The 21,124-nt window shown below is 68.1% G+C and carries 19 protein-coding genes; 10 read left to right on the top strand and 9 right to left on the bottom strand.

What is annotated here, in order from left to right:
* The first annotated feature begins 378 nt into the window (after positions 1-378).
* Positions 379-2,568 (top strand): excinuclease ABC subunit UvrB, encoded by a 2,190-nt coding sequence (uvrB, locus tag NA4_RS09900; protein ID WP_067467455.1) that lies wholly within the window; start codon positions 379-381, stop codon positions 2,566-2,568.
* Between the two features lie 137 nt (positions 2,569-2,705).
* On the opposite strand, the gene NA4_RS09895 is transcribed toward uvrB, so the two are convergent.
* Positions 2,706-3,176 carry a VOC family protein gene (locus tag NA4_RS09895; protein ID WP_067467461.1) on the bottom strand — a complete coding sequence of 157 codons (471 nt, stop codon included), beginning with the start codon at positions 3,174-3,176 and terminating at the stop codon, positions 2,706-2,708.
* A 103-nt stretch (positions 3,177-3,279) separates the two neighbouring features.
* Here NA4_RS09895 and NA4_RS09890 point away from each other — a divergent pair, with 103 nt between their 5' ends.
* From NA4_RS09890 to NA4_RS09880, 3 genes are all read left to right on the top strand, one after another.
* A complete protein-coding gene (locus NA4_RS09890) occupies positions 3,280-4,125 on the top strand; it encodes a helix-turn-helix domain-containing protein (RefSeq protein ID WP_245671237.1) in 846 nt (281 codons plus the stop codon).
* A gap of 25 nt (positions 4,126-4,150) precedes the next feature.
* Positions 4,151-4,564 carry a DoxX family protein gene (locus tag NA4_RS09885; protein WP_067467452.1) on the top strand — a complete coding sequence of 138 codons (414 nt, stop codon included), beginning with the start codon at positions 4,151-4,153 and terminating at the stop codon, positions 4,562-4,564.
* 484 nt (positions 4,565-5,048) lie between these two features.
* The gene (locus NA4_RS09880) at positions 5,049-5,501 is read left to right on the top strand and encodes a universal stress protein (protein WP_067467449.1); all 453 of its coding nucleotides are present in this window, start codon (positions 5,049-5,051) and stop codon (positions 5,499-5,501) included.
* 182 nt (positions 5,502-5,683) lie between these two features.
* On the opposite strand, the gene NA4_RS09875 is transcribed toward NA4_RS09880, so the two are convergent.
* From NA4_RS09875 to NA4_RS40245, 4 genes are all read right to left on the bottom strand, one after another.
* Positions 5,684-7,981, bottom strand: coding sequence for a HelD family protein (locus NA4_RS09875; RefSeq protein ID WP_067467446.1), 2,298 nt, complete (start codon positions 7,979-7,981; stop codon positions 5,684-5,686).
* A gap of 84 nt (positions 7,982-8,065) precedes the next feature.
* The gene (locus NA4_RS09870; protein WP_084496948.1) at positions 8,066-8,437 is read right to left on the bottom strand and encodes an antibiotic biosynthesis monooxygenase family protein; all 372 of its coding nucleotides are present in this window, start codon (positions 8,435-8,437) and stop codon (positions 8,066-8,068) included.
* 10 nt (positions 8,438-8,447) lie between these two features.
* The gene (locus tag NA4_RS09865; RefSeq protein ID WP_067467443.1) at positions 8,448-9,797 is read right to left on the bottom strand and encodes a diguanylate cyclase domain-containing protein; all 1,350 of its coding nucleotides are present in this window, start codon (positions 9,795-9,797) and stop codon (positions 8,448-8,450) included.
* A 285-nt stretch (positions 9,798-10,082) separates the two neighbouring features.
* Positions 10,083-10,220 (bottom strand): hypothetical protein, encoded by a 138-nt coding sequence (locus NA4_RS40245; protein WP_157128925.1) that lies wholly within the window; start codon positions 10,218-10,220, stop codon positions 10,083-10,085.
* A 219-nt stretch (positions 10,221-10,439) separates the two neighbouring features.
* On the opposite strand from NA4_RS40245, the gene NA4_RS09860 reads away from it, so the two are divergent.
* The gene (locus NA4_RS09860) at positions 10,440-11,156 is read left to right on the top strand and encodes a sigma 54 modulation/S30EA ribosomal C-terminal domain-containing protein (protein ID WP_245671236.1); all 717 of its coding nucleotides are present in this window, start codon (positions 10,440-10,442) and stop codon (positions 11,154-11,156) included.
* Between the two features lie 4 nt (positions 11,157-11,160).
* Here NA4_RS09860 and NA4_RS09855 read toward each other — a convergent pair whose 3' ends face one another.
* Positions 11,161-12,717, bottom strand: coding sequence for a sensor histidine kinase (locus NA4_RS09855; protein WP_084496947.1), 1,557 nt, complete (start codon positions 12,715-12,717; stop codon positions 11,161-11,163).
* A gap of 463 nt (positions 12,718-13,180) precedes the next feature.
* Between NA4_RS09855 and uvrA the strand changes: the two genes are divergently transcribed.
* The gene (gene uvrA, locus NA4_RS09850) at positions 13,181-16,165 is read left to right on the top strand and encodes an excinuclease ABC subunit UvrA (RefSeq protein ID WP_067467435.1); all 2,985 of its coding nucleotides are present in this window, start codon (positions 13,181-13,183) and stop codon (positions 16,163-16,165) included.
* A 99-nt stretch (positions 16,166-16,264) separates the two neighbouring features.
* Here the strand turns inward: uvrA and NA4_RS09845 are convergent, their stop codons facing one another.
* The gene (locus tag NA4_RS09845) at positions 16,265-16,975 is read right to left on the bottom strand and encodes an alpha/beta fold hydrolase (RefSeq protein ID WP_067467431.1); all 711 of its coding nucleotides are present in this window, start codon (positions 16,973-16,975) and stop codon (positions 16,265-16,267) included.
* A gap of 143 nt (positions 16,976-17,118) precedes the next feature.
* Positions 17,119-17,460 (bottom strand): DUF1844 domain-containing protein, encoded by a 342-nt coding sequence (locus NA4_RS09840; protein ID WP_067467427.1) that lies wholly within the window; start codon positions 17,458-17,460, stop codon positions 17,119-17,121.
* A gap of 386 nt (positions 17,461-17,846) precedes the next feature.
* Between NA4_RS09840 and infC the strand changes: the two genes are divergently transcribed.
* From infC to NA4_RS09820, 4 genes are all read left to right on the top strand, one after another.
* Positions 17,847-18,512 (top strand): translation initiation factor IF-3, encoded by a 666-nt coding sequence (gene infC, locus NA4_RS09835; RefSeq protein WP_083889279.1) that lies wholly within the window; start codon positions 17,847-17,849, stop codon positions 18,510-18,512.
* Between the two features lie 57 nt (positions 18,513-18,569).
* A complete protein-coding gene (rpmI, locus tag NA4_RS09830) occupies positions 18,570-18,764 on the top strand; it encodes a 50S ribosomal protein L35 (RefSeq protein WP_040777415.1) in 195 nt (64 codons plus the stop codon).
* Positions 18,765-18,876: 112 nt separating this feature from the next.
* Positions 18,877-19,257: a 50S ribosomal protein L20 gene (rplT, locus tag NA4_RS09825; RefSeq protein ID WP_040777418.1), complete on the top strand. Its 381-nt coding sequence runs from the start codon at positions 18,877-18,879 to the stop codon at positions 19,255-19,257.
* Between the two features lie 175 nt (positions 19,258-19,432).
* Complete coding sequence (locus NA4_RS09820) at positions 19,433-20,236, top strand: TrmH family RNA methyltransferase (protein ID WP_067467423.1); 804 nt, start codon at positions 19,433-19,435, stop codon at positions 20,234-20,236.
* Positions 20,237-20,332: 96 nt separating this feature from the next.
* Here NA4_RS09820 and NA4_RS09815 read toward each other — a convergent pair whose 3' ends face one another.
* Positions 20,333-20,977 (bottom strand): TetR/AcrR family transcriptional regulator, encoded by a 645-nt coding sequence (locus NA4_RS09815; protein WP_245671235.1) that lies wholly within the window; start codon positions 20,975-20,977, stop codon positions 20,333-20,335.
* Positions 20,978-21,124 lie beyond the last annotated feature (147 nt).

The raw sequence follows: 21,124 nt of genomic DNA, 5'->3' as shown, positions 1-21,124 counted from the left end.
TGTCCTTTGTTCGCTCGCTTCGCTCGCTCATGGTTCATCCTTCAACATTTGAACAACCACGTCAGGCTACACCCGGGGCGAGACGTTCGCGGGGCTCCGGATAAAGTGTTCTCGAACACGAAACATGTTGCCGTATCGGACATTTCGGACATGTAACCGATTGCGCCCAGTGTGCTGACAACAGCTGTGAGAACACCGGGCGACCGGGGGATCGCGGCGCATCTGGTCCAGACCGATGGCTTCGAAACGCGGCCGGCGGGTCCACCCGAACCGTCTCCCGGACGTCGACGGCCGCGCAGCAGCAGCTCGACCGCGTGATCGGATCGGGCGATTCGCCGTCGGCGGAATCTGTCGGTGGCTGGGCTTAGGCTGGTGAACATGGCATTCGCAACCGAGATTCCGGCGGAGGGCTACGAGGACCGGGCCGCCGAGCAGCCGCTCGCGCGCTCGGAGTTCCGCCCGGTCGGCGAGATCGAGCGCGTCGGCGGCCGGTTCGAGGTGGTCAGCGAACATCAGCCGGCCGGTGACCAGCCTGCCGCGATCGCTGAGCTGGAGCGCAGGATCACGGCGGGGGAACGCGACGTGGTACTGCTCGGGGCCACCGGCACCGGCAAATCGGCCACCACGGCCTGGCTCATCGAGCGGCTGCAGCGGCCGACCCTGGTGATGGCGCCGAACAAGACGCTGGCCGCCCAGCTGGCCAACGAGTTGCGCGAGATGCTGCCGAACAACGCCGTCGAGTACTTCGTCTCCTACTACGACTACTACCAACCCGAGGCGTACATCGCCCAGACCGACACCTACATCGAGAAGGACAGCTCGATCAACGACGACGTCGAGCGGCTGCGCCATTCGGCGACCTCCAGCCTGCTGTCCCGGCGCGACGTGGTGGTGGTCGCGTCGGTGTCGTGCATCTACGGCCTCGGCACGCCGCAGTCGTATCTGGATCGGTCGGTGCAGTTGCAGGTGGGCACCGAGATCGACCGGGACGCGCTGCTGCGGCTGCTGGTCGACGTGCAGTACACCCGCAACGACATGGCGTTCACCCGCGGCTCGTTCCGGGTACGCGGCGACACCGTGGAGATCATTCCGTCCTACGAGGAACTCGCGGTCCGCATCGAGTTCTTCGGTGACGAAATCGACGCGCTGTACTACCTGCACCCGCTCACCGGCGACGTGGTCCGCCAGGTCGACACGCTGCGCATCTTCCCGGCTACCCACTACGTGGCCGGGCCGGAGCGGATGGAGCGCGCGGTGCACGATATCGAGGCCGAGCTCGAGGAGCGGCTCGCGGAACTGGAGCGCCAGGGCAAACTGCTCGAGGCGCAGCGCCTGCGCATGCGCACCCAGTACGACCTGGAGATGATCCGGCAGGTCGGCTTCTGCTCCGGCATCGAGAACTATTCGCGCCACATCGACGGACGCGCGGCCGGTTCGGCTCCCGCCACGCTGCTGGACTACTTCCCGGAGGATTTCCTGCTCGTCATCGACGAGTCACACAACACCGTCCCGCAGATCGGCGGCATGTACGAGGGCGACATGTCCCGCAAGCGCAACCTGGTGGAGTACGGGTTCCGCCTGCCGTCCGCGGTGGACAACCGGCCGCTCACCTGGGAGGAGTTCGCCGACCGCATCGGGCAGACGGTCTATCTGTCGGCCACGCCCGGCCCGTACGAGCTCGGGCAGACCGGCGGCGAGGTGGTCGAACAGGTCATCCGGCCGACCGGCTTGGTCGATCCGAAGGTGGTGGTCAAACCGACCAAGGGCCAGATCGACGACCTGATCCACGAGATCCGGGAACGCACCGAGCGCGACGAACGGGTGCTGGTCACCACGCTCACCAAGAAGATGGCCGAGGATCTCACCGACTATCTGCTCGGGCTCGGGGTCCGGGTGCGCTATCTGCACTCGGAGATCGACACCCTGCGCCGCGTCGAGTTGCTGCGGCAGTTGCGCCTTGGCGAATACGATGTGCTGGTGGGCATCAACCTGCTGCGCGAGGGTCTCGACCTGCCCGAGGTGTCGCTGGTGGCGATCCTCGACGCGGATAAGGAGGGGTTCCTGCGCAGCACAACGGCGCTGATCCAGACGATCGGGCGCGCCGCGCGCAACGTCTCCGGCGAAGTGCACATGTACGCCGACAAGGTCACCGACTCCATGCGATACGCCATCGACGAGACCGAACGCCGCCGGGCGAAGCAGGTCGCCTACAACGAGGAGATGGGCATCGATCCGAAGCCGTTGCGCAAGAAGATCGCCGACATCCTCGACCAGGTGTATCGGGAGGCCGACGAGACCGAGGTGGAGGTCGGCGGCTCGGGCCGCAATGTCAGCCGCGGCAGGCGCGCCCAAGGCGAGCCCGGCCGGGCGGTCAGCGCGGGGGTGTACGAAGGCCGCGACGTCAAGTCGATGCCGCGTGCCGAACTCGCCGATCTCGTCAAAGAGCTCACCGATCAGATGATGAACGCGGCCAGGGAGTTGCAGTTCGAACTCGCCGGCCGGTTGCGCGACGAGATCGCGGACCTGAAGAAGGAATTGCGCGGCATGGACGCCGCCGGATTGAGTTGAGTTGCGTCGAAGCGGTGTGTGTCACGCGGCGGCGCCCGCTCGCGGCCGCTTATGCCGTGGACTCGCAGCCGCGTTCTGGGTTCGACGCTGTGCCTCCGCGGACCAGGCACGGAACGGCCGCGGAGGCAGTGGGGCCGTCAGGCCTGGGTGGCCATCCATTCGTTGACGCGGCGCTCGGCTTCCTCGCGCGAGACGTCCTCGACCTTGGTCATCACCGCCCAGCGGTGGCCGAACGGATCGATGATCACGCCGTAACGATCGCCGGTCACGAAGGTCTGCGGTTCCTCGGCACTTCGGGCACCGTGCTCGACCGCGCGCCGCACGACCGCGTCGACATCGGGGCAGTAGTGCACGATCGAGGTGTGCACCCACTCACCGTTCGGGGCGAGCACGCCGTTGTCCGGGATCGGCATCCCCAGTTGCAGGGTGGAGTCGCCGATCTTCAGCTCCGCGTGCGCGGGCTGGCCGTCGGGCAGGTCGCTGCGGCCGATCAGCTCGGCCCCGAAGACGGCGGTGTAGAAATCAATGGCTTTGTTGCCGTCACCGACAGCGAGAAAGCAGGTGATCGAGTGGTAGCCGTCGGCGATGGGATTCACTGTGTTCGTCATGATCACAACTTTTGTCGATCGTGGTCGGCGGGTCTTGTAAGAAAGCGACACCGTGCCGAGTAACGCCGAATCCGGAGAACCGCGGCCGTCGCGCAATCCTTTGGTGCCCACCGACACCAAAGGCATTCTGCATCCGGTCGAGCAGGCCGAACATCGCTCGCTGCGTCGTTTGCCGCCCAGTAACGGGGTGGACCGCTACGTCGAGTGGTACTGGGCGGTGCGCTGGGATCTGCGCGGCAGGCCGCCGTATCGCGCCGAGGTGCTGTCCTATCCGAGCGTGAACGTCACCTTCGAGCGATCCGCCACGCGTACCGGTGGATTCGTCAACGGCGTGCGCACCACCAAATTCATTCGCGAACTCAGCGAGGTGGGGGAGACATTCGGTATCCGCTTCCGGGCGGGCGGTTTCGGCGCGTTCACCGGGCTCGACGTCGGCTCGTTCCGCGACCGTGTCGTGGCCATCACCGACGTGATGCCCGACGCCGCCGGTTTGACCGAGCGGGTGATCGACGCGCCGACCGACGAGCGGCGCCGCGCCGTCGTCGAGGAGTACCTCACGGGCAAGCCCGCGGCCGACGACCCGACCTACCAGCTGGTGCTGCGCATCGTCGACGCCATGGCCACAGACCAGGAGTTGACCAGGGTCGACCAGATCGCCGACCGCTTCGGTGTGCCCGCTCGCACGCTGCAGCGCATGTTCCGCCGATACGTCGGGGCGGGTCCGAAATGGGTGCTGCGGCGTTATCGATTGCAGGACGGTGCCGATCTGCTGGCCAAGGGCCGGACCGAAGATCTCGCCGCGCTGGCCGCGGAGCTGGGCTATTTCGACCAGGCACACTTCTCGCGTGAGTTCACCGCGGAAGTGGGTATGGCTCCGCTGGAATATGCCAAGTATTCGCTACGATCCCGCGACGAGGTCACCGCAAAGGTCATGCCGATCAGGACGTAGTCGCTGGACCGACGAGGAGCCGGACATGGATGTCGTGGTGTTGATCGGCCGGGTGCTGTTCGTGGTGCTGTTCCTGAGCTCCGCATTCGGGCACTTCACCCAGACCGGGGCGATGGCGGGATACACGCAGAGCCGGGGCGTGCCCATGCCGACGTACGCCGTGCTCGCCTCGGGTGTGCTGCTGGCGCTCGGCGGCCTGAGTGTGCTGCTCGGCGTGTGGGCCGATCTCGGGTCACTGCTGCTGGTGGTCATGCTGCTGCCGACCGCCTTCCTGATGCACGGGTTCTGGAAGGAAACCGACCCGCAAGCCAAGCAGCAAGAGATGATCCAGTTCAACAAGGATCTCGCCCTGGCGGGCGCCGCCCTGATGCTGTTCGCGTTCTTCGCGCACGTGGACGAACTCGGATTGACCATCACCGGGCCGCTTTTCGACCTCTAGCCCGGTCGGCGCGCTAATATTGCACGTCCTTTTTATCGCGGGAAGAGGAAGACATGGACATCATCGGTGCGATTCTCGGCATATTCTGGGCCAACTATCGGCAGTGGCCGTAGCGGCACGGTAGCCCAGGGTCGATCGGCCCGTCCCGGAGCGTGATTCACACGGCCGAGGCGGGCCGATCCGTATGTGACGCACCCGGTTCTGTGACGAATATCCCAGGGCCGCAATCTCGTTCGATTCTGTTGTGGCACGTCACAGGTTTACTGCACCGAAATTGGGTTGGTCCTGGTTGGTCGGGCCTTTCCGGCATTCCGCGGCGAATCGGTGGCGGGAATCGCCGAACACCCCGAGTGTGATGTCTTGCGATTTCGGAAATTTCCGCTCCGTTTGCCGCTATGGTCGACCCCAGTCGCCGCGCCGACGCCCCGACCTGACGGGAGATCCCGCGCGCGGCACCCGACTCACCGCATAGTTGGAGGAGAGAATGACCGCCTACCGGACCATTGTCGTCGGTACCGATGGCTCGGGCTCGTCGTATGTCGCCGTCGAGAAAGCCGGCTCTCTAGCCGGCGTCTCCGGCGCGACGCTGATCGTGGCCTGCGCGTACTACCCGACCGACGATCGCGATCTCGCCGCTGCCGCCGATGTCCTCAAGGATGATGCCTACCAGGTGCGCGGTTCCGCGCCGACCAGCGAGATCCTGCGCATCGCGCGCGACAAGGCCATCGCGGCGGGCGCGGCCGACATCATCGAGCGCGCCGTGGTCGGTGAGCCGGTGGAGTCGCTGCTGTCGCTGGTCAAGGAGGTCGACGCTGACCTGTTGGTGGTCGGCAACCGCGGTCTGAACACGCTGACCGGCAGGCTGCTCGGCTCGGTGCCCTCCGACGTGGCGCGCAAGTCGCGCTCGGACGTGCTGATCGTGCACACCGTGCGGTGATTTGCGCGGATCGACCCGGAACTGACGTGCCGCTCGGCGTAAGCCTGGGTCCGTCACTCCGTCCCCGAACGTGCTCCTCCCCGCGCACACAGGGATGACCGATCCGGCAGCCCTGATCGGGATCCCTCGCGAATCACGATGCGGCGCGGAGTCTTTCGTCGTTCGTAGGGCGCGAAAGCCGGTCAGCGCAGCCGGTCGAGCACCTCCGGCAACTCGGCGCTGTGCACCATACCCAGCCGCTGGGTCGCACGGGTGAGCGCGACGTAGAGATCGTTGAGCCCGCGCGGCGATTCGTCCAGAATGCTCTGCGGCTCGACCAAGTACACCGCGTCGAACTCCAGGCCCTTCACCTCGTGCACGGTCAGTACCCGCACCGACTCGTCCGCAAGGTCGGCCAGCCGCGCCACCAGCGCATGCGGCGCGATCACCGCTGTGGTGCCGGGGCCGGTCTCGGCGGCGACGAGCCGAGCGACCTGCGCGTGCACGTCGCGGGAAGCGACTCGGTAGGCGCGGGGCGCGACGCCGGTCTCGCGCACCGACCGCGGTGCGGACGCGGTGGGATCGATCGCGGCGAGGACGCCGGCCGCGACGTCCATGACCTCGGCGGGGGTGCGGTAGTTGACGGTCAGCTCGGTCAGCTTCCACCGGGCGGCGACGTAGGGTTCCAGCATCCGCTGCCAGGAGGACGTGCCCGCGGGGTCGCCGGTCTGCGCGACGTCGCCGACCACGGTGACCCACCGGTTCGGGATGCGCCGCATCACCATGCGCCAGGCCATCTCCGACAATTCCTGCGCCTCGTCCACGATGACGTGCCCGTAGGTCCAGGTGCGGTCGCCCGCGGCGCGTTCCGCGGTGGTCTGCCTGGTGCGCACGTCCTGGCGTTCGGCCAGCTGGCCGGCGTCGATCAGGTCGTAGGCCATGAGGATCTCGGGGTCGAGCTCGTCTTCGAGATCCTGCGGTGCGGAGCCGGTCAGGATGTCCAGCGCGTCCTGCGCCTCGGCGAGCTGGGCACGCCAGCGGCGACGGGCACGCTCGCGCTCCTCGGTGTCGTCCACGCCGAGCAATTCGGCCAGCTCGTCCAGCAGCGGCGCGTCGGCGGCGCTGAACTCGCCGTTGTCGGGACGCAGCAGTTCGGCGCGGTCGGCCGGGTCCAGCGAGCTCGCGGCCCGGTCCAGTCGCTTCGGGTCGGCGAGCAGGTCGGCCAGGACGTCCTGCGGTGACAGAATCGGCCACAGCTCGCTGATGGTGGCCTGGATCTGCGGGTCGGCGCGCATCTCGTCCCGGATCTCGGTGAGATCGGCCGAACTGAGCAGGCTGGGACCACCGGAGAGATCGGCGCCCATGGTGCGCGCGAGCTGGTCGGTCAGCGCGTCGATCACCGAGGCGGCGAAGATCGGCCGGGCCAGATTGTGCGGGCGGCGCGAGGACCGAGCGCGGCCGCGTGCCTTGGTGACGATCTTGCGGTCCAGCACGACCGGATACCCGTCGAAGCTCAGCCGGATCGGTTCGGCCGGCACTTCCTGACGGTCGCGGACCGCCTGCTTGAGCACGTCGAGTATCGCCAGCGAACCCTTGATCTCGCCCGCGCGCAGCGAGTCCTCGCGGGTTGCCCGCACGCCCGGGTAGAGGTCGCCGATGGTGGACAGCAGGACGCCCGTCTCGCCGAGCGAGGGGAGCACTTGGCCGATGTAGTCCAGGAAGGTGGCGTTCGGCCCGATGATCAGCACGCCGCTCTTGGCCAGCTGCTGGCGGTAGGTGTAGAGCAGGTAGGCGGCGCGGTGCAGCGCGACGGCGGTCTTGCCGGTGCCGGGCCCGCCCTGCACGACGAGCACGCTCTTGTGCTCGGAGCGGATGATCGCGTCCTGTTCGTGCTGGATCGTCTCGACGATGTCGTTCATGTGGCCGGTGCGGGCGGCGTTGAGCGCGGCCAGCAACGCGCTCTCGCTGCCGACACCGCCGTCGCCCGCGGCGACGCCGGCCCGGCGCGCGGTCTCCAGATCGAGGTATTCGTCGTTGATCGCGGTCACCGTGCGGTTGCGCGAGCGGATGTGCCTGCGGCGGGTCACGCCGTCCGGTGCGGCGGTGGTGGCCAGATAGAACGGCCGGGCCAGCGGGGCGCGCCAGTCCAGCAGCAGGCTCTCGTAGTCGTCCTTCTCGTCCAGGATGCCGAGCCTGCCGATGTAGCGGTACTCCTCCTGGTCACCGTCGAGGTCGATGCGGCCGAAGCACAGCCCGTGTTCGGCGGCGTCGTATTTCGCCAGGTCCTCGCTGTAGAGCTGGGTGAAGGACTCCCGTTCGCTGCGGGCCTGCGGCGTGCCGCCGGTCTCCAGCAACACGGTGCGCAGGCGGTTGCGCGCGTAGGCGCGCATCTCGTCCAGCCGGTCGTACAGCACCGACAGGTAGGCCTGTTCCTGTTCGGTCTCGCGGGTCCGCTCGGGGGTGCCTGCGTCGGCGGCACGGTCCTGAGTGAGGTCGGGCAAAACGGAACTCCTTGTCACCGCGAAGAGCCGCGAACACGCTACCCGGACGGGCAGGTGAACGCTCGGAAAGCAGGGTTGTCGAGTCTACTGGGGTTCCGGAGGGCTCGCCGTAGTCCCAGGTGGCGCCCATGACAGCGATCCAGCCCCGTGGTCGTCGGCCACGGCGGGCCGCACCGGCGCGAAGTGCTCGACCACCGGGAACGGGTCGTAGAAGTGATGCAAGAGATCCTTCCAGCGCAGGTACTCCGGGGAGCCGCGGAATCCGACGACGTGATCATCGAGGTGGTCCCACTCCACCCGCAACAGGTAGCTGCCCGGCGACTCGATGCCGCGCGACAGCGACAGCGATCGGAATCCGGGCATGCTCGCGATGATCGGCCGCGCCGCGGCGAAGGCGGCCTCGAAGTCGGCGGCCGACTCCGGGCGAACGGGCAGCAGGGCGTGTTCGATGATCATGGACAACCCGTCAGGAGGCGTGGGTGCTGTTCGGTCTGCGGATCGAGCCGGCGGCGCCGTCCCGGTGTCCCGGCGGCTTCGCGCGGTACATCGCCAGGTCCGCGTCGTGCAGCACGGCCTCGGGGGTGCGGCGGTCGCCCGCGCCGAGCTCGGTGACCCCGATCGAGGCGTTCACCTGGATGCGGTGCCCGCGGGCGATGATCGGCTCGGCCATGGTGGAACGGAGCCGGGCCACCAGCGCGTCGATGTCGACCCGCCGGGTGACCCCGGACAACAGCACGAGGAACTCGTCTCCGCCCAGCCTGCCGACGATGTCGTCAGCGCGCAGCGCGCGTTGCAGCCGCTGCGCGACGATCTGCAGCACGGTGTCGCCGATGGCGTGCCCGAGCGTGTCGTTGATCACCTTGAACCCGTCCAGGTCGATGAACAGCACGGTGGACACCGGCAGCAGCTCCTCGGTGCTGGCCAGCGCGGCGGCCAGCTGGGACAGGATCAACGAGCGGTTCGCCAGGCCGGTCAGCGAGTCGTGCGTGGCCTGGTACTCCAGTTGCCGCCTGCTGGCGCGGAATTCGGTGATGTCGGCGAAGGAGGAGACCGCCGACGAACGCGCGTCGCCGGGATTGAGCAGCCGGCTGCTGCCCGACAGCCAGCGGCGCTGGCCGTCGACGCGGTCGACCCCGAAGATGTAGCCGGTGATGGTCTCGCCCGTGGCGAGGGTGCGTGCGATGGGATGGCGGCTCGGCGGTAGCGGCTGGGCGTTGGCGTCCAGCAGCACCAGCGGCAGCGACTGGATGGTGCGGCCGATCACCTGCCGGTCGGGTCCCTCGGTGCCGAAGATGCGTTTGGCCGCGGGATTCATCGATTCGATCCGCCCCTCCGGATCGATCACCACGACACCCTCCTCCAGCTGGGAGACCACGGTGGTGAAGTAGTGCTCGGCCTTGCGCTGCGCGGCCTCGGCGTGACGCTGGGCGGTCAGGTCGTGGATGACCACCTGATAGGCGAGGCGGTCGTGCCAAGCGGTCAGCACCGACACCGTCTCGACGGGGACGGTTCCGCCGTCCAGCCGCATCAGCCTGATCTCGGTGGGAGCGGAGGCAGCGCCCGCGACGGTGAGTGCGCCGATGCGGTCGAGCAGCGCGGGGACCGAGGCCGGATGGACGAAGTCGGTCAGCGGCCGGCCGACCACCTGCTCGGCGCTCTCGGCGGCGAGCAGACGGATGGTAGCGGGATTGACGTAGACGACCATCCCGCCCTCGTGCACACAGATCCCGTCGGGGGTGTGCTCGACCAGGGAGCGGTAGCGCGCGGCCAGCTGTTCTGCGGCGTCGACCGCGGCGGCTAGCTTGTCATCACCCACTCGAACCCCCGATCATCGACCCCATTATGGCCATTGGAACACGGGTTTATTGTGGTATCGACGTGGACAAGATCACACCAACCACGCTATCGCTCTGAATCACAGTACCGGCACTATTTCGGGTTCGATCCGGCGTGCGTTACAGAACCGCCCCGGTGCGGTGCGATGATCGCTTGCTCGGCGCTGTGAGCTGGTGCGGGGTGATACGTCCGGGGCGTCGACCCGGACAGCGCGACCCAGTTCCGCAGCCCAGCGTCGAGGTCATATGACATGGCCGCGGCGCGATCACCGGGTACGGGTCGGGAGCGCCTCGGGGAAAGTCGTAGCGGCTGGGTGGACTCCGGCGGGGTATGCCGCGCGCAGGCATCCGCTGGTCGTTCCGGCATCGATCGTGACGTCGCGGGGGTGGATCGCGCTGATCATGGTCCGTACGATGGTGCATGGTGTTGTGTGTCCAATAGGGGCCCGAACCGCGACTGCGCCAATCGAATTCGTCGATATGGTGACTTTAGGCCCTGTTCGCGGCCCCTTTGTGGTGGTGGCATAGGGGTTGACCGGACCGATCTGGAAAGTGGGGCGTGACAGATGGTTTCCTCGGGGCGGCGATTCACGTCGGAACAGTGGGCGACGGCGGAACCGGAAGTGGCGGTGACCACTTGCGGGCCCGTTCCGGACCTGGACGTGGCCAGGACAGTGCGGGGCATCGGCCGCGTCTTGCGCAGGCATCACCTCGACGCCGCCGCCAGGGCGCGCCTCACCGCGCCATCCGGCCCGGAGGAGCCGGCGGTGGTGCAGGCAACTGTCCGCGGCCGGAACTTCACCACGCGGGTCCAGGTCACCGGTCCACGCGGCTTCGCGGTCACATTCGCCGTCGAACGCCTCGACCGCCACCTGGCCCGGCTGACCGCGCACGAGCCGCGGATCTGGCCCGACCCGGCTCGCCCCCCGCTAGCCCTGGTCGGCGAACCGCGGGAGATCGTCCGCAGGAAACCCTGCACCTTGCTGACCTGCACGCCCGCCGAGGCGGTCGCCGTGCTGGACGCGATGGACTACGACGCCCACCTGTTCACCGACATCGAGACCGGCGAGGACGCCGTGGTGCACTGGGCCGCCGAGGGTGTGCGCCTCCTCCGGCAGCGCGCGACGTGCCCGCCGGACTGGTCGCCGGAGGTGATCGCGGGCTCCGTCGCGATCGTCGTCGACGCGGAACCCGCCCCGCGCCTCAATCCGGCCGATGCGGCAAATGTGCTCTGCCGCAAAGGATTGCCGTTCCTGTTCTACACCGACCCGGACAGCGGCCGCGGTGGGCTGCTGTACCGGCGTTACGACGACGACCTCGCGCTCGTCCTGCCCGTCTGATGCGCTAGGCGAGCGGCGCGGACCAGTGCACCCTGGTGCCGCCGTTTGCGGTGCGTTCCACGGTGCAGTGGCCGTCCGAGAGATGCGCGCGGTGCGCGAGATTGGCCAATCCGCTGCGCGTCACGTTCGCGGGCAGGCCCGCGCCGTTGTCCTCGACGAGGACGGTCAGTTCGTCACCGACGGCGATCTGCACCGACAGCCGGTTCCCGCCGGAGTGCCGCACCGCATTGCTGACCGATTCGCGCACCACGGCTTCCGCGTGATCGGCGAGTGCGTCGCCCACCACCGACAACGGTCCGGAGAACCGCACGCTGGTGCGGAAGGCAGCGTCCGCGGTCTGCTGACGGATCGCGTCCTCCAGTCGCCGCCGCAGCGACCCGCCGCCGTGCAGGTCGAAGATCGACGTGCGGATCTCCTGCACCACCTCCTGCAAGCCGTCCATCTCGGCCGAAAGTCGTTGCTGCACTTCCGGATCGTCGGTACGGGCGGCGGTTGTCCGCAGCCCGAGACCGACCGCGAACAGTCGCTGGATGACGTGGTCGTGCAGATCGCGCGCGATGCGGTCGCGGTCGGCGAGCACGTCGAGTTCGCGCATCCGGCGCTGGGTGTCGGCCAGCTGCATGGCCAGCGCCGCCTGGTCGGTGAAGGCCGCGGTCAGCTCGACCAGGTCGTCGGTGTACGAATCGCGGGCGGGCGGACGCGCGAGGATCAGCACGCCGAGTACGAGGTCGGCGGTCCGCAGCGGCAGGATCAGCGCGGGCCCCGCCGGCCCGATCGGTGCGCCCAGATCGACGGATCCGGCGTCGGTCACCTGCACCACCGCGCGTTCGGTGAGCGCCTTGCCGGTGGTGGTGTCGGCGATTCGCACCCGCCGCGGGCCGCGGCCGGGGCCGAACCATTGCGCCACGAGCAGCTCGGTGGACTCCTCGGGCGGCGTCCCCGGCGCCGGCACGGCCAGCAGCGCCTGCTGCGAGCCGGTCAGCGCGCGGGCGCGGGCGACCACCTGTGCGAGGACCAGGTCCGGCGTGGTGCCCGCGAGGAACTCGGTCGCGATGTCGCGGGTCGCGGTGATCCATGCCTGCCTGGTCCGCGCGGATTCGTACAGCCTGGCGTTCTCGATCGCGATGCCCGCCGCGGCGGCCAGCGCCAGCACGATCGACTCGTCGTCATCGGTGAACGGTTGCCCGCCTGCCTTTTCCGTGAGGTACAGGTTGCCGAAGATCTCCTCGCCGATGCGCACCGGGACGCCGAGGAAGCTGCCCATCGGGGGATGGCGCGGCGGAAATCCCACCGACGCGGGATGTTTCGACAGATCCGCCAGCCGGATCGGTTCCGGGTGCAGGAACAGCAGTCCCAGCACGCCGTGCCCCTCGGGTAGTCGGCCGATCTGCGCGCGGGTCGCGTCGTCGATGCCCTCATGGATGAATTCGACCAGCTGCCCGTCGTGCCCGCGCACGCCGAGCGCGCCGTAGCGTGCGTCGACGAGGCGCGCGGCGGTCCGCACGATGGCGCGCAAGGTGTCGAGCACCGTAGCCGGGAGGCTGGGAGTGACGTCCGTCATCGATGTTTCCGGAGTCCGGTGGGGGTGCGCAGAGCCCGCTCAGTCTAGTCGGCTATCCACGCGCTCGCCCCGGAGTCGCGGCGGCTGTATCACGATGCGCATGCCGGGATGCAGTGGACCGACGGATACTTCCGCGCCGGTATCGGGGCGGTGCACGAGCCACGCGCATCGTCCGCGCCGCGGGCCGCACGGCTTGCTCGGAAGTCCGAACGGCCCGCCCTGTGGCACCGCACAGCCGCCCGGTGGAATGACCGTCCGCGTCCTGCTGTTGACCAGTGGTGCCGGGAGGGCGATGCTACGGAGGCGTCCTGGCCCGTTTCCCGGCTCCATCCGTGCTCTCCGGCCGCAGGGTCCCCGCCATTCATCGAGGTGACGGGCGGTCGGCGAAACTTGTCGGTGCCGATGCCTAGCATGGCGGCCGGGGGATGTCTGGACGCCGAACACGAAGGAGAAGGGACGGCCTGTGGCGGAACGCCTCACTGTGCGCGGAGCTCGGGAGCACAACCTGAAGGGGGTCGATCTCGACCTGCCCCGCGACAGTCTCATCGTGTTCACCGGTCTGTCCGGCTCGGGCAAGTCGAGTTTGGCCTTCGACACGATCTTCGCGGAAGGGCAGCGGCGCTACGTCGAGTCGCTGTCGGCCTACGCGCGCCAGTTCCTCGGGCAGATGGACAAGCCCGACGTCGACTTCATCGAGGGTCTCTCGCCCGCGGTGTCGATCGACCAGAAGTCGACCAACCGCAACCCCCGCTCGACCGTGGGGACCATCACCGAGGTGTACGACTACCTGCGCCTGCTCTACGCACGCGCGGGCACCCCGCACTGCCCGGTGTGCAGCGGGCTGATCGCCAAGCAGACGCCACAGCAGATCGTCGACCAGGTGCTCGCCATGGAGGAGGGCATCCGCTTCCAGGTGCTCGCGCCGGTGGTGCGCACTCGCAAGGGCGAGTTCGTCGACCTGTTCGACCAGCTGAACACCCAGGGTTACGCCCGCGTGCGGGTCGACGGCGTGGTGTATCCGCTCACCGATCCGCCGAAGCTGAAGAAGCAGGAGAAGCACGACGTCGAGGTCGTCGTCGATCGCCTCGCCGTCAAGCCGAGCTCCAAGCAGCGCCTCACCGACTCCATCGAGACCGCGCTGCGGCTGGCCGACGGCATCGTCGTGCTCGATTTCGTCGACCGCGACGAGCACGCGCACGACCGGGAGCGCCGCTTCTCCGAGCGCCTGGCCTGCCCGAACGGTCACCCACTCGATATCGAGGACCTGGAGCCGCGCTCGTTCTCGTTCAACTCCCCCTACGGCGCCTGCCCGGACTGCACCGGCCTCGGCATCCGCAAGGAGGTCGACCCGGAGCTGGTGGTGCCCGACCCGGCGCTGAGCCTGAACGACGGCGCGATCGCCCCGTGGTCGCGCGGGCAGACCGCCGAGTACTTCACCCGGCTGCTGTCCGGCCTCGCCGATTCCATCGGTTTCTCGATGGACACCCCGTGGCAGGATCTCCCGCCGAAGGCGCGCAAAGCGGTGCTCGAGGGCAGCGCCGACCAGGTGCACGTGTCCTACACCAACCGCTACGGCCGCAAACGCTCGTACTACGCGGATTTCGAGGGCGTGATGCCGTTCTTGCAGCGGCGCATGGAGAACACCGAGTCCGAGCAGATGAAAGAGCACTACGACGGGTACATGCGCGACATCCCGTGCCCGGTGTGCAACGGCGCTCGGCTGCGCCCGGAGATCCTCGCGGTCACCATCAACGCGAACGGCGACAAGAAATCCATCGCCGACGTCAGCGACCTGTCCATCGGCGAATGCTCCGGGTTCTTGAACTCGCTCACCCTGGGGGAGCGCGAGACCGCCATCGCGGGGCAGGTGCTCAAGGAGGTGCAGGCGCGACTGGGCTTCCTGCTCGATGTGGGCTTGGAGTACCTGACGCTCTCCCGCGCGGCCGCCACCCTCTCCGGTGGCGAGGCGCAGCGTATCCGGCTCGCCACCCAGATCGGCTCCGGCCTGGTCGGCGTGCTCTACGTGCTCGACGAGCCGTCCATCGGCCTGCATCAGCGGGACAATCGCAGGCTCATCGAAACCCTTACCCGCCTGCGCAATCTGGGCAACACGCTGATCGTCGTCGAGCACGACGAGGACACCATCCGCGCCTCCGACTGGGTGGTCGACATCGGCCCGTACGCCGGCGAGCACGGCGGCACGGTGGTGCACAGCGGGCCCTACGAGGAACTGCTCACCGACCCGAATTCGCTCACCGGCGCCTACCTTTCCGGCCGGGAGCGCATCGAGGTTCCGCTGGTCCGCCGGCCGGTCAGCAAGAAGCGGCAGCTCACCGTGGTCGGGGCGAGCGAGCACAATCTCACGGGCATCGACGTCAGCTTCCCGCTCGGCGTGCTCACCGCGGTGACCGGCGTATCCGGATCGGGCAAGTCCACGCTGGTGAACGACATCCTGGCCACGGTGCTGGCGAACCGGCTCAACGGCGCGCGGCAGGTGCCTGGCCGGCACACCCGGGTCAACGGGCTCGACCACCTGGACAAACTCGTGCAGGTGGACCAGTCGCCGATCGGCCGCACGCCGCGGTCCAACCCGGCCACCTACACGGGCGTCTTCGACAAGATCCGCACGCTGTTCGCGGCCACCACCGAGGCGAAGGTCCGCGGTTACCAGCCGGGCCGATTCTCGTTCAACGTCAAGGGCGGCCGCTGCGAGGCCTGCTCCGGCGACGGCACGCTGAAGATCGAGATGAACTTCCTGCCGGACGTGTACGTCCCATGTGAGGTCTGCCATGGCGCCCGCTACAACCGGGAAACCCTCGAGGTGCACTACAAGGGCAAGACCATCGCCGAGGTGCTGGACATGTCCATCGAGGAGGCCGCGGCGTTCTTCGAACCGGTCACCTCGATCTACCGCTATCTCAAGACGCTGGTGGACGTCGGGCTCGGCTACGTGCGTCTCGGCCAGAGCGCGCCGACGCTGTCCGGTGGCGAGGCGCAGCGCGTGAAACTGGCCGCCGAACTGCAGAAGCGGTCCACCGGACGCACGGTGTACATCCTCGACGAGCCGACCACCGGGCTGCACTTCGAGGACATCCGCAAGCTGCTCGCCGTGATCAACGGGCTGGTGGACAAGGGCAACACGGTGATCGTGATCGAGCACAACCTGGACGTCATCAAGACCTCCGACTGGGTGATCGATATGGGTCCGGAAGGCGGATCCGGCGGCGGCACCGTGGTGGCCCAGGGCGCGCCGGAGGACGTCGCGGCGGTCGCGGGCAGCTACACCGGCCAGTTCCTCCGTGCGGTGCTGAACCAGCCGCCCGCGCCGCAGGCCGCGAAGAAGGCTCCCGGGAAGAAGGCTCCGGCGAAGAAGTCAGCGCGGGGAGCCGAATCCACCGCTGCCAAGGCGACCAAGCGGGTGACGAAGAAAGCGGCGGCGGTCGGCTGACCCGTCGTCGGCGCGGCGGGGTCCGGATTCGTTCGGGTCGCGCCGCTTTCGTCGTTGATGCGTTGGCTGAAGGTGCCGGCCGTCGTTGATGCGGCGATGTCAGCGGTTGGCGATCGCGTCGATGAGCTCCGCGAGTTCTTTCGGCTTGGACCACATCGGCCAGTGACCGGTCGGCAGGTCGACGTATTCGGCGTCGATGCGGCCCAGCTCGGCGAAGATCGCCGTTTCGCCGTTGTCCCGCAGCTTTGTGACCAGCTCGGCGGTCATGCTGCTGCAGATCACGGTGGTGGGGACGGCCAAGCGCGCGGGCGAATCGCTCAAGCGCAGCGGCGCCGCGGCGATGGACACCGGCTCGGACACGGCGCGTTCGCGGAAGCGTGCCAAGGCCGTCTCGTCCAGTCCGGCCAGGCTGTTGCCCTCGGCCTCCAGGTCGGACCATTCCGGCAGCGTCCATTCGCGTGCCGCGATGTCCAGCGCGGAGTTGATGACGAAGCCGCTCGGCAGCGGCGCGCTGTCGACGTAGATCGCACGGCGGAACAGCTCGGGCGAGCGGTCGATGGCCAGATAGGCGGGCGCCGCGCCGCCGGAATGCGCGACCAGCACGACGGTTTCACCCGGGCGCGCCGCGTCGATGATGGCCTGCGCCTGGGTTTCCAGGGTCGCCGACAACCGGTCGGGGTCCGCGGCGTCCAAGCCGGGCAGCGTGAGTGCCGTTACCTCGTTGCCGCGGTCGCGCAAATCAGGGGCGACCTCGTCCCACGCCCATGCACCGAGCCAGAATCCGGGAGCGAGAAGAATCCGAGTAGCCATGGCCTCACTGTGCCTTACCCGCTGGGAATTTTCCTAAACTTCGGTGCGGGAGAGTGCGTTTCGTCCAGAATTTCCGCCTCGCACCAGGGGTGGGGCAACTTTTCCTGCCGATGACCGGTGACGGGAGCCGGCTCGGCTTCGCGTCAGTAAACCGGCCCGGTGTACTTCTCGCCCGGGCCTTTGCCCGGCTCGTCGGGATGGGCGGACGATTCGCGGAAGGCGCGCTGCAGCGATTGCAGACCCTCGCGGATCGGCCCGGCATGCGGCCCCAGGTACTCCACCGATGCCGTCACCAGCCCCGCCAGCGCGGTGATCACGCGCCGCGCCTCGTCCAGGTCGCGGCGCGGACTGGCGTCCGGATCCGCATCCGCCAGCCCGAGCTTCTCCGCCGCCGAGCTCATCAGCATCACGGCGGCGCGGCTGATCACCTCGACCGCGGGGATGTCGGCCAGTTCGCGTACGGAGGAGTCGAGCTCGTCAGTCATGCCCTTCAGGCTAGCGACGCCGCCCGCAGCATCCGGAGGTGGTGGTCGATGGCCTCGCCCCACCATCAGGTGAGCCCGGGCAAGCGAATTTGTCCCGATTCGGCGATAGCCGAACGGAATGTTAGACTGGCCGCTGACGACCGCCCCGGGGCTTGCCCGGGGCTGATAAGTGGAGCCCGACTCCCACCGTTGCCGACGAGTGATCGTACGGTCAACGGTCCGGTCACCCGCCCCGCGAGGGCGGGTTTCTCGTGCCGCGGTTCTCGCAGGAGAGCCGCAACACGAGGGTCGATCCGAGTTCGCTCGCGATCGGCGATCGGTCGACCTCGGGCCCCGTGTCGCGGAATACCGCACCGGGGCCTTTGTGTTGAACAGGGGTTGCAGTTATTGCGTGCGGTCGTCTGACGACACCGCTTGACCTAGGAGGCCCCATCAGCACTGAGACCCGCATCAACGATCGCATCCGTGTTCCCGAAGTCCGGCTCATCGGACCTGGTGGCGAGCAGGTTGGGATCGTGCGTGTTGAGGATGCATTACGCGTCGCCCTCGAAGCCGACCTCGATCTCGTCGAGGTGGCACCCGATGCTCGTCCACCGGTCTGCAAGATCATGGACTACGGCAAGTTCAAGTACGAGACGGCGCAGAAGGCGCGCGAGTCTCGGAAGAACCAGCAGCAGACGGTGATCAAGGAGCAGAAGCTCCGTCCGAAGATCGATGATCACGACTACGAGACCAAGAAGCGCAACGTCGTGCGCTTCCTCGAGGCCGGGTCCAAGGTCAAGGTGACGATCATGTTCCGCGGTCGTGAGCAGTCCCGGCCGGAGCTCGGCTTCCGGCTGCTGCAGCGGCTGGCGTCCGACGTCGCCGACCTCGGTTTCGTGGAAACCTCGGCCAAGCAGGACGGTCGCAACATGACCATGGTCCTCGCCCCCCACAAGGGTGCGAAGACGCGGGTGAAGGCGCAGCAGGAGTCCGCCCAGCGCCCGGCGCCCAGCGCCGCACCGGCCGGTCAGCCCGCTGCGGAGCAGGCCGAGACGGCCGGCCCGCAGTAACACCGATCAGAACACCGGCGGTCCTACGGGGCCGCCGGACGACAGATAGAGGAATCCATGCCGAAGATGAAGAGCCACAGCGGCGCCTCGAAGCGATTCAAGGTGTCCGGTAAAGGCAAGCTGCTTCGCCAGCAGGCGAACCGTCGCCACCTGTTCGAGCACAAGCCCACCCGCCGGACTCGTCGTCTGGACGGCGTGGAGGTCGTCGCCGCCGCCGACGTCCGTCGCGTGAAGAAGCTGCTCGGTATCTGATTGCGCCGCCGCGCACACCAGCCGGCACACCGCGACCGGACCATGTCCGGCGCCATTCCCGACCCATTTCCGGGCGCCGCCCCCGCGCCCCCACATCGAACAGGACTGACCAGTGGCACGCGTCAAAAGGGCCGTCAACGCGCAGAAGAAGCGCCGTTCCATTCTCGAGGCCTCCAAGGGCTACCGCGGCCAGCGCTCGCGGCTGTACCGCAAGGCCAAGGAGCAGCAGCTGCACTCGCTCGCCTACGCGTACCGGGACCGCCGGGCGCGCAAGGGCGACTTCCGCAAGCTGTGGATCGCCCGGATCAACGCCGCAGCGCGGATCAACGACATCACCTACAACCGCTTCATCCAGGGCCTGAAGGCCGCGGGTGTCGAGGTGGACCGCAAGATCCTCGCCGAGCTCGCGGTGTCGGACGCCGAGGCGTTCGCCGGACTCGTCGCGGTCGCCAAGGCCGCCCTGCCGCAGGATGTCAACGCCCCGGCCGCCTGATCCGGACTCTGATTGACACACGGACACGGACAACTGTCGGAACGACCCGTGGAAGCGCTCGACGAGCGCAATCCGCGGGTCGTTCTGTCGAGTCGGCAGGTCGCCGCGGAAGCTGAGTTCATCGACTGGCGCAATCCGCGGGTCGTTCTGTTGAGTCAAGCCTCGGCAGGTCGCTGTGGAAGCTGAGTTCATCGACTGGCGTAATCCGCGGGTCGTTTCTGCGGTCAAGCTCCAGCGCAGCGCGCAGCGTCGCAAGACGGGCCGATTCCTCGCCGAGGGCGCCAATGCGGTCGCGGCCGCCCTGGAGACGGCACGGGTGCACGAGCTGTTCTACTCGCAGGCGGCCGCCGAACGCGACCATGCGCTGATCGCCGAAGCGGCAGCCACGGGGGTTCGCACCACGCTGGTGAGCGACCGCGCGGCACAGCATCTCGGCGAGACCGTTACGGCACCCGGGTTGGTGGCGGTCTGCGATCTGCTCGACGTGCCTTTGGCGCGAATCCTCGACGCGAGCCCGCGGATACTGGCCGTTCCCGTCGAGATGGCCGAGCCCGGTAACGCGGGCACGCTGATCCGAGTTGCCGATTCCGTCGGCGCCGACGGCGTGGTGCTGGCGGGCGACACCGTCGACCCGCACAACGGCAAGTGCGTGCGGGCCAGCGCTGGCAGCATCTTCCACGTGCCGATCGCGCGGCACCGGGACGTCGCCGAAACCCTGGAGTCGCTCGCGGCGGCGGGCATCACGATCCTGGCGACCGCGGCCAACGGCGAGGTAGATCTCGACGACGCCGATGAGCTCTTCGCCCGTCCTGTCGCGTGGCTGTTCGGGAACGAGGCGCACGGCCTCGCCCCGGCCGTGGCGCGCCGCGCCGACCACCGCATCCGCATCCCCATTCGCGGCCGCGCCGAGAGCCTGAATCTGGCCACCGCCGCCGCGATCTGCCTCTACGCGAACTCCCGCGTCCGCTACGGTGTCTAATTTGCAGCGCGAACGGGTAATGCTCGGTCTCGCTGACACGAAAATGGGGTTGGAGCCAATGTGGTTGCGTAAGCGGCAGGACGCAGCCGGTCTGGTTCAATCGCCGTATTTGCCCAGGTCTTCCATGATCTCCGTCGCCCAGTCCGCGGGTACCGCCTCGGGTCCGGCGACCCGCATCGCGCTCATCACGGTCAGCAGCATGCCGGTGGAGAGGAACCGCCGGGCCTCGGTTGCCGGTGCCCCGGTCAGTTCTCGGATCAACTGGTAGATCCTGCCGAACCGCGCCCTGACGTCGTCGCCGATCTCGGGGTCGGCGCTGGCCGCGAACCCGTGCAGCAGCACTTGCAGCAGTTCTCGTTCCGTCAGGAACACCGAGTAGCCGTTGGCGAGCGCGATCAGGGCCTCGTCGGGGCTCGCGCCGGGCGGCGCGGCCTCGCGTGACGTGCGGAAGATCTGCTCGATCCGGTCGCATACGCGGTGCATCGCGGCGCGGAAGAGGTGCTGCTTGGTGCCGAAGAGCCGGATCACGTATGGCTGCGAAACGCCTGCGCGCCGGGCGATCTCATCGGTTCTGGTGGCGGTGTAACCGGATTCGGCGAAGGCCGAGACGGCGGCGCGCAACACCTGCTCGCCCCGTTCTGTCGCGGTCATCCTGGTCCTGGTCGATCCCGCCATCGTGCTCCACTTCTGTCGGTTTTCGCGGCCGGGCATCCGCCGCTTCGGGTGCGAAGCCTTCGTCATGTCGCTGCCTTGACATGTTATCAGTCAATGCATACGGTTCGAGCCAGTTGTTATCAGTCAATTACAACAAGGACGGACATGACCGAAACTCTCCCATCCGCCGCCACGACGCCGGTCGTGGCGCCCGCGCGGACGATCGGCGGGCGC

Origin of the sequence: Nocardia amamiensis NBRC 102102 (assembly GCF_001612745.1) — a bacterium.
Classification (GTDB): domain Bacteria; phylum Actinomycetota; class Actinomycetes; order Mycobacteriales; family Mycobacteriaceae; genus Nocardia; species Nocardia amamiensis.
Note: the sequence above shows the minus strand (reverse complement) of the source record. Positions and strands in the feature narration are given on the sequence as shown.

Coding starts and splice junctions, on each gene's coding strand:
- NA4_RS40245 (WP_157128925.1), bottom strand. CDS start 10,220: ATGATCAGCGCGATCCACCCCCGCGACGTCACGATCGATGCCGGAACG.
- rpmI (WP_040777415.1), top strand. CDS start 18,570: ATGCCGAAGATGAAGAGCCACAGCGGCGCCTCGAAGCGATTCAAGGTG.
- NA4_RS09815 (WP_245671235.1), bottom strand. CDS start 20,977: ATGACGAAGGCTTCGCACCCGAAGCGGCGGATGCCCGGCCGCGAAAAC.
- NA4_RS09895 (WP_067467461.1), bottom strand. CDS start 3,176: ATGACGAACACAGTGAATCCCATCGCCGACGGCTACCACTCGATCACC.
- NA4_RS09880 (WP_067467449.1), top strand. CDS start 5,049: ATGACCGCCTACCGGACCATTGTCGTCGGTACCGATGGCTCGGGCTCG.
- NA4_RS09885 (WP_067467452.1), top strand. CDS start 4,151: ATGGATGTCGTGGTGTTGATCGGCCGGGTGCTGTTCGTGGTGCTGTTC.
- NA4_RS09845 (WP_067467431.1), bottom strand. CDS start 16,975: ATGGCTACTCGGATTCTTCTCGCTCCCGGATTCTGGCTCGGTGCATGG.
- NA4_RS09840 (WP_067467427.1), bottom strand. CDS start 17,460: ATGACTGACGAGCTCGACTCCTCCGTACGCGAACTGGCCGACATCCCC.
- uvrB (WP_067467455.1), top strand. CDS start 379: ATGGCATTCGCAACCGAGATTCCGGCGGAGGGCTACGAGGACCGGGCC.
- NA4_RS09870 (WP_084496948.1), bottom strand. CDS start 8,437: ATGATCATCGAACACGCCCTGCTGCCCGTTCGCCCGGAGTCGGCCGCC.
- NA4_RS09855 (WP_084496947.1), bottom strand. CDS start 12,717: ATGACGGACGTCACTCCCAGCCTCCCGGCTACGGTGCTCGACACCTTG.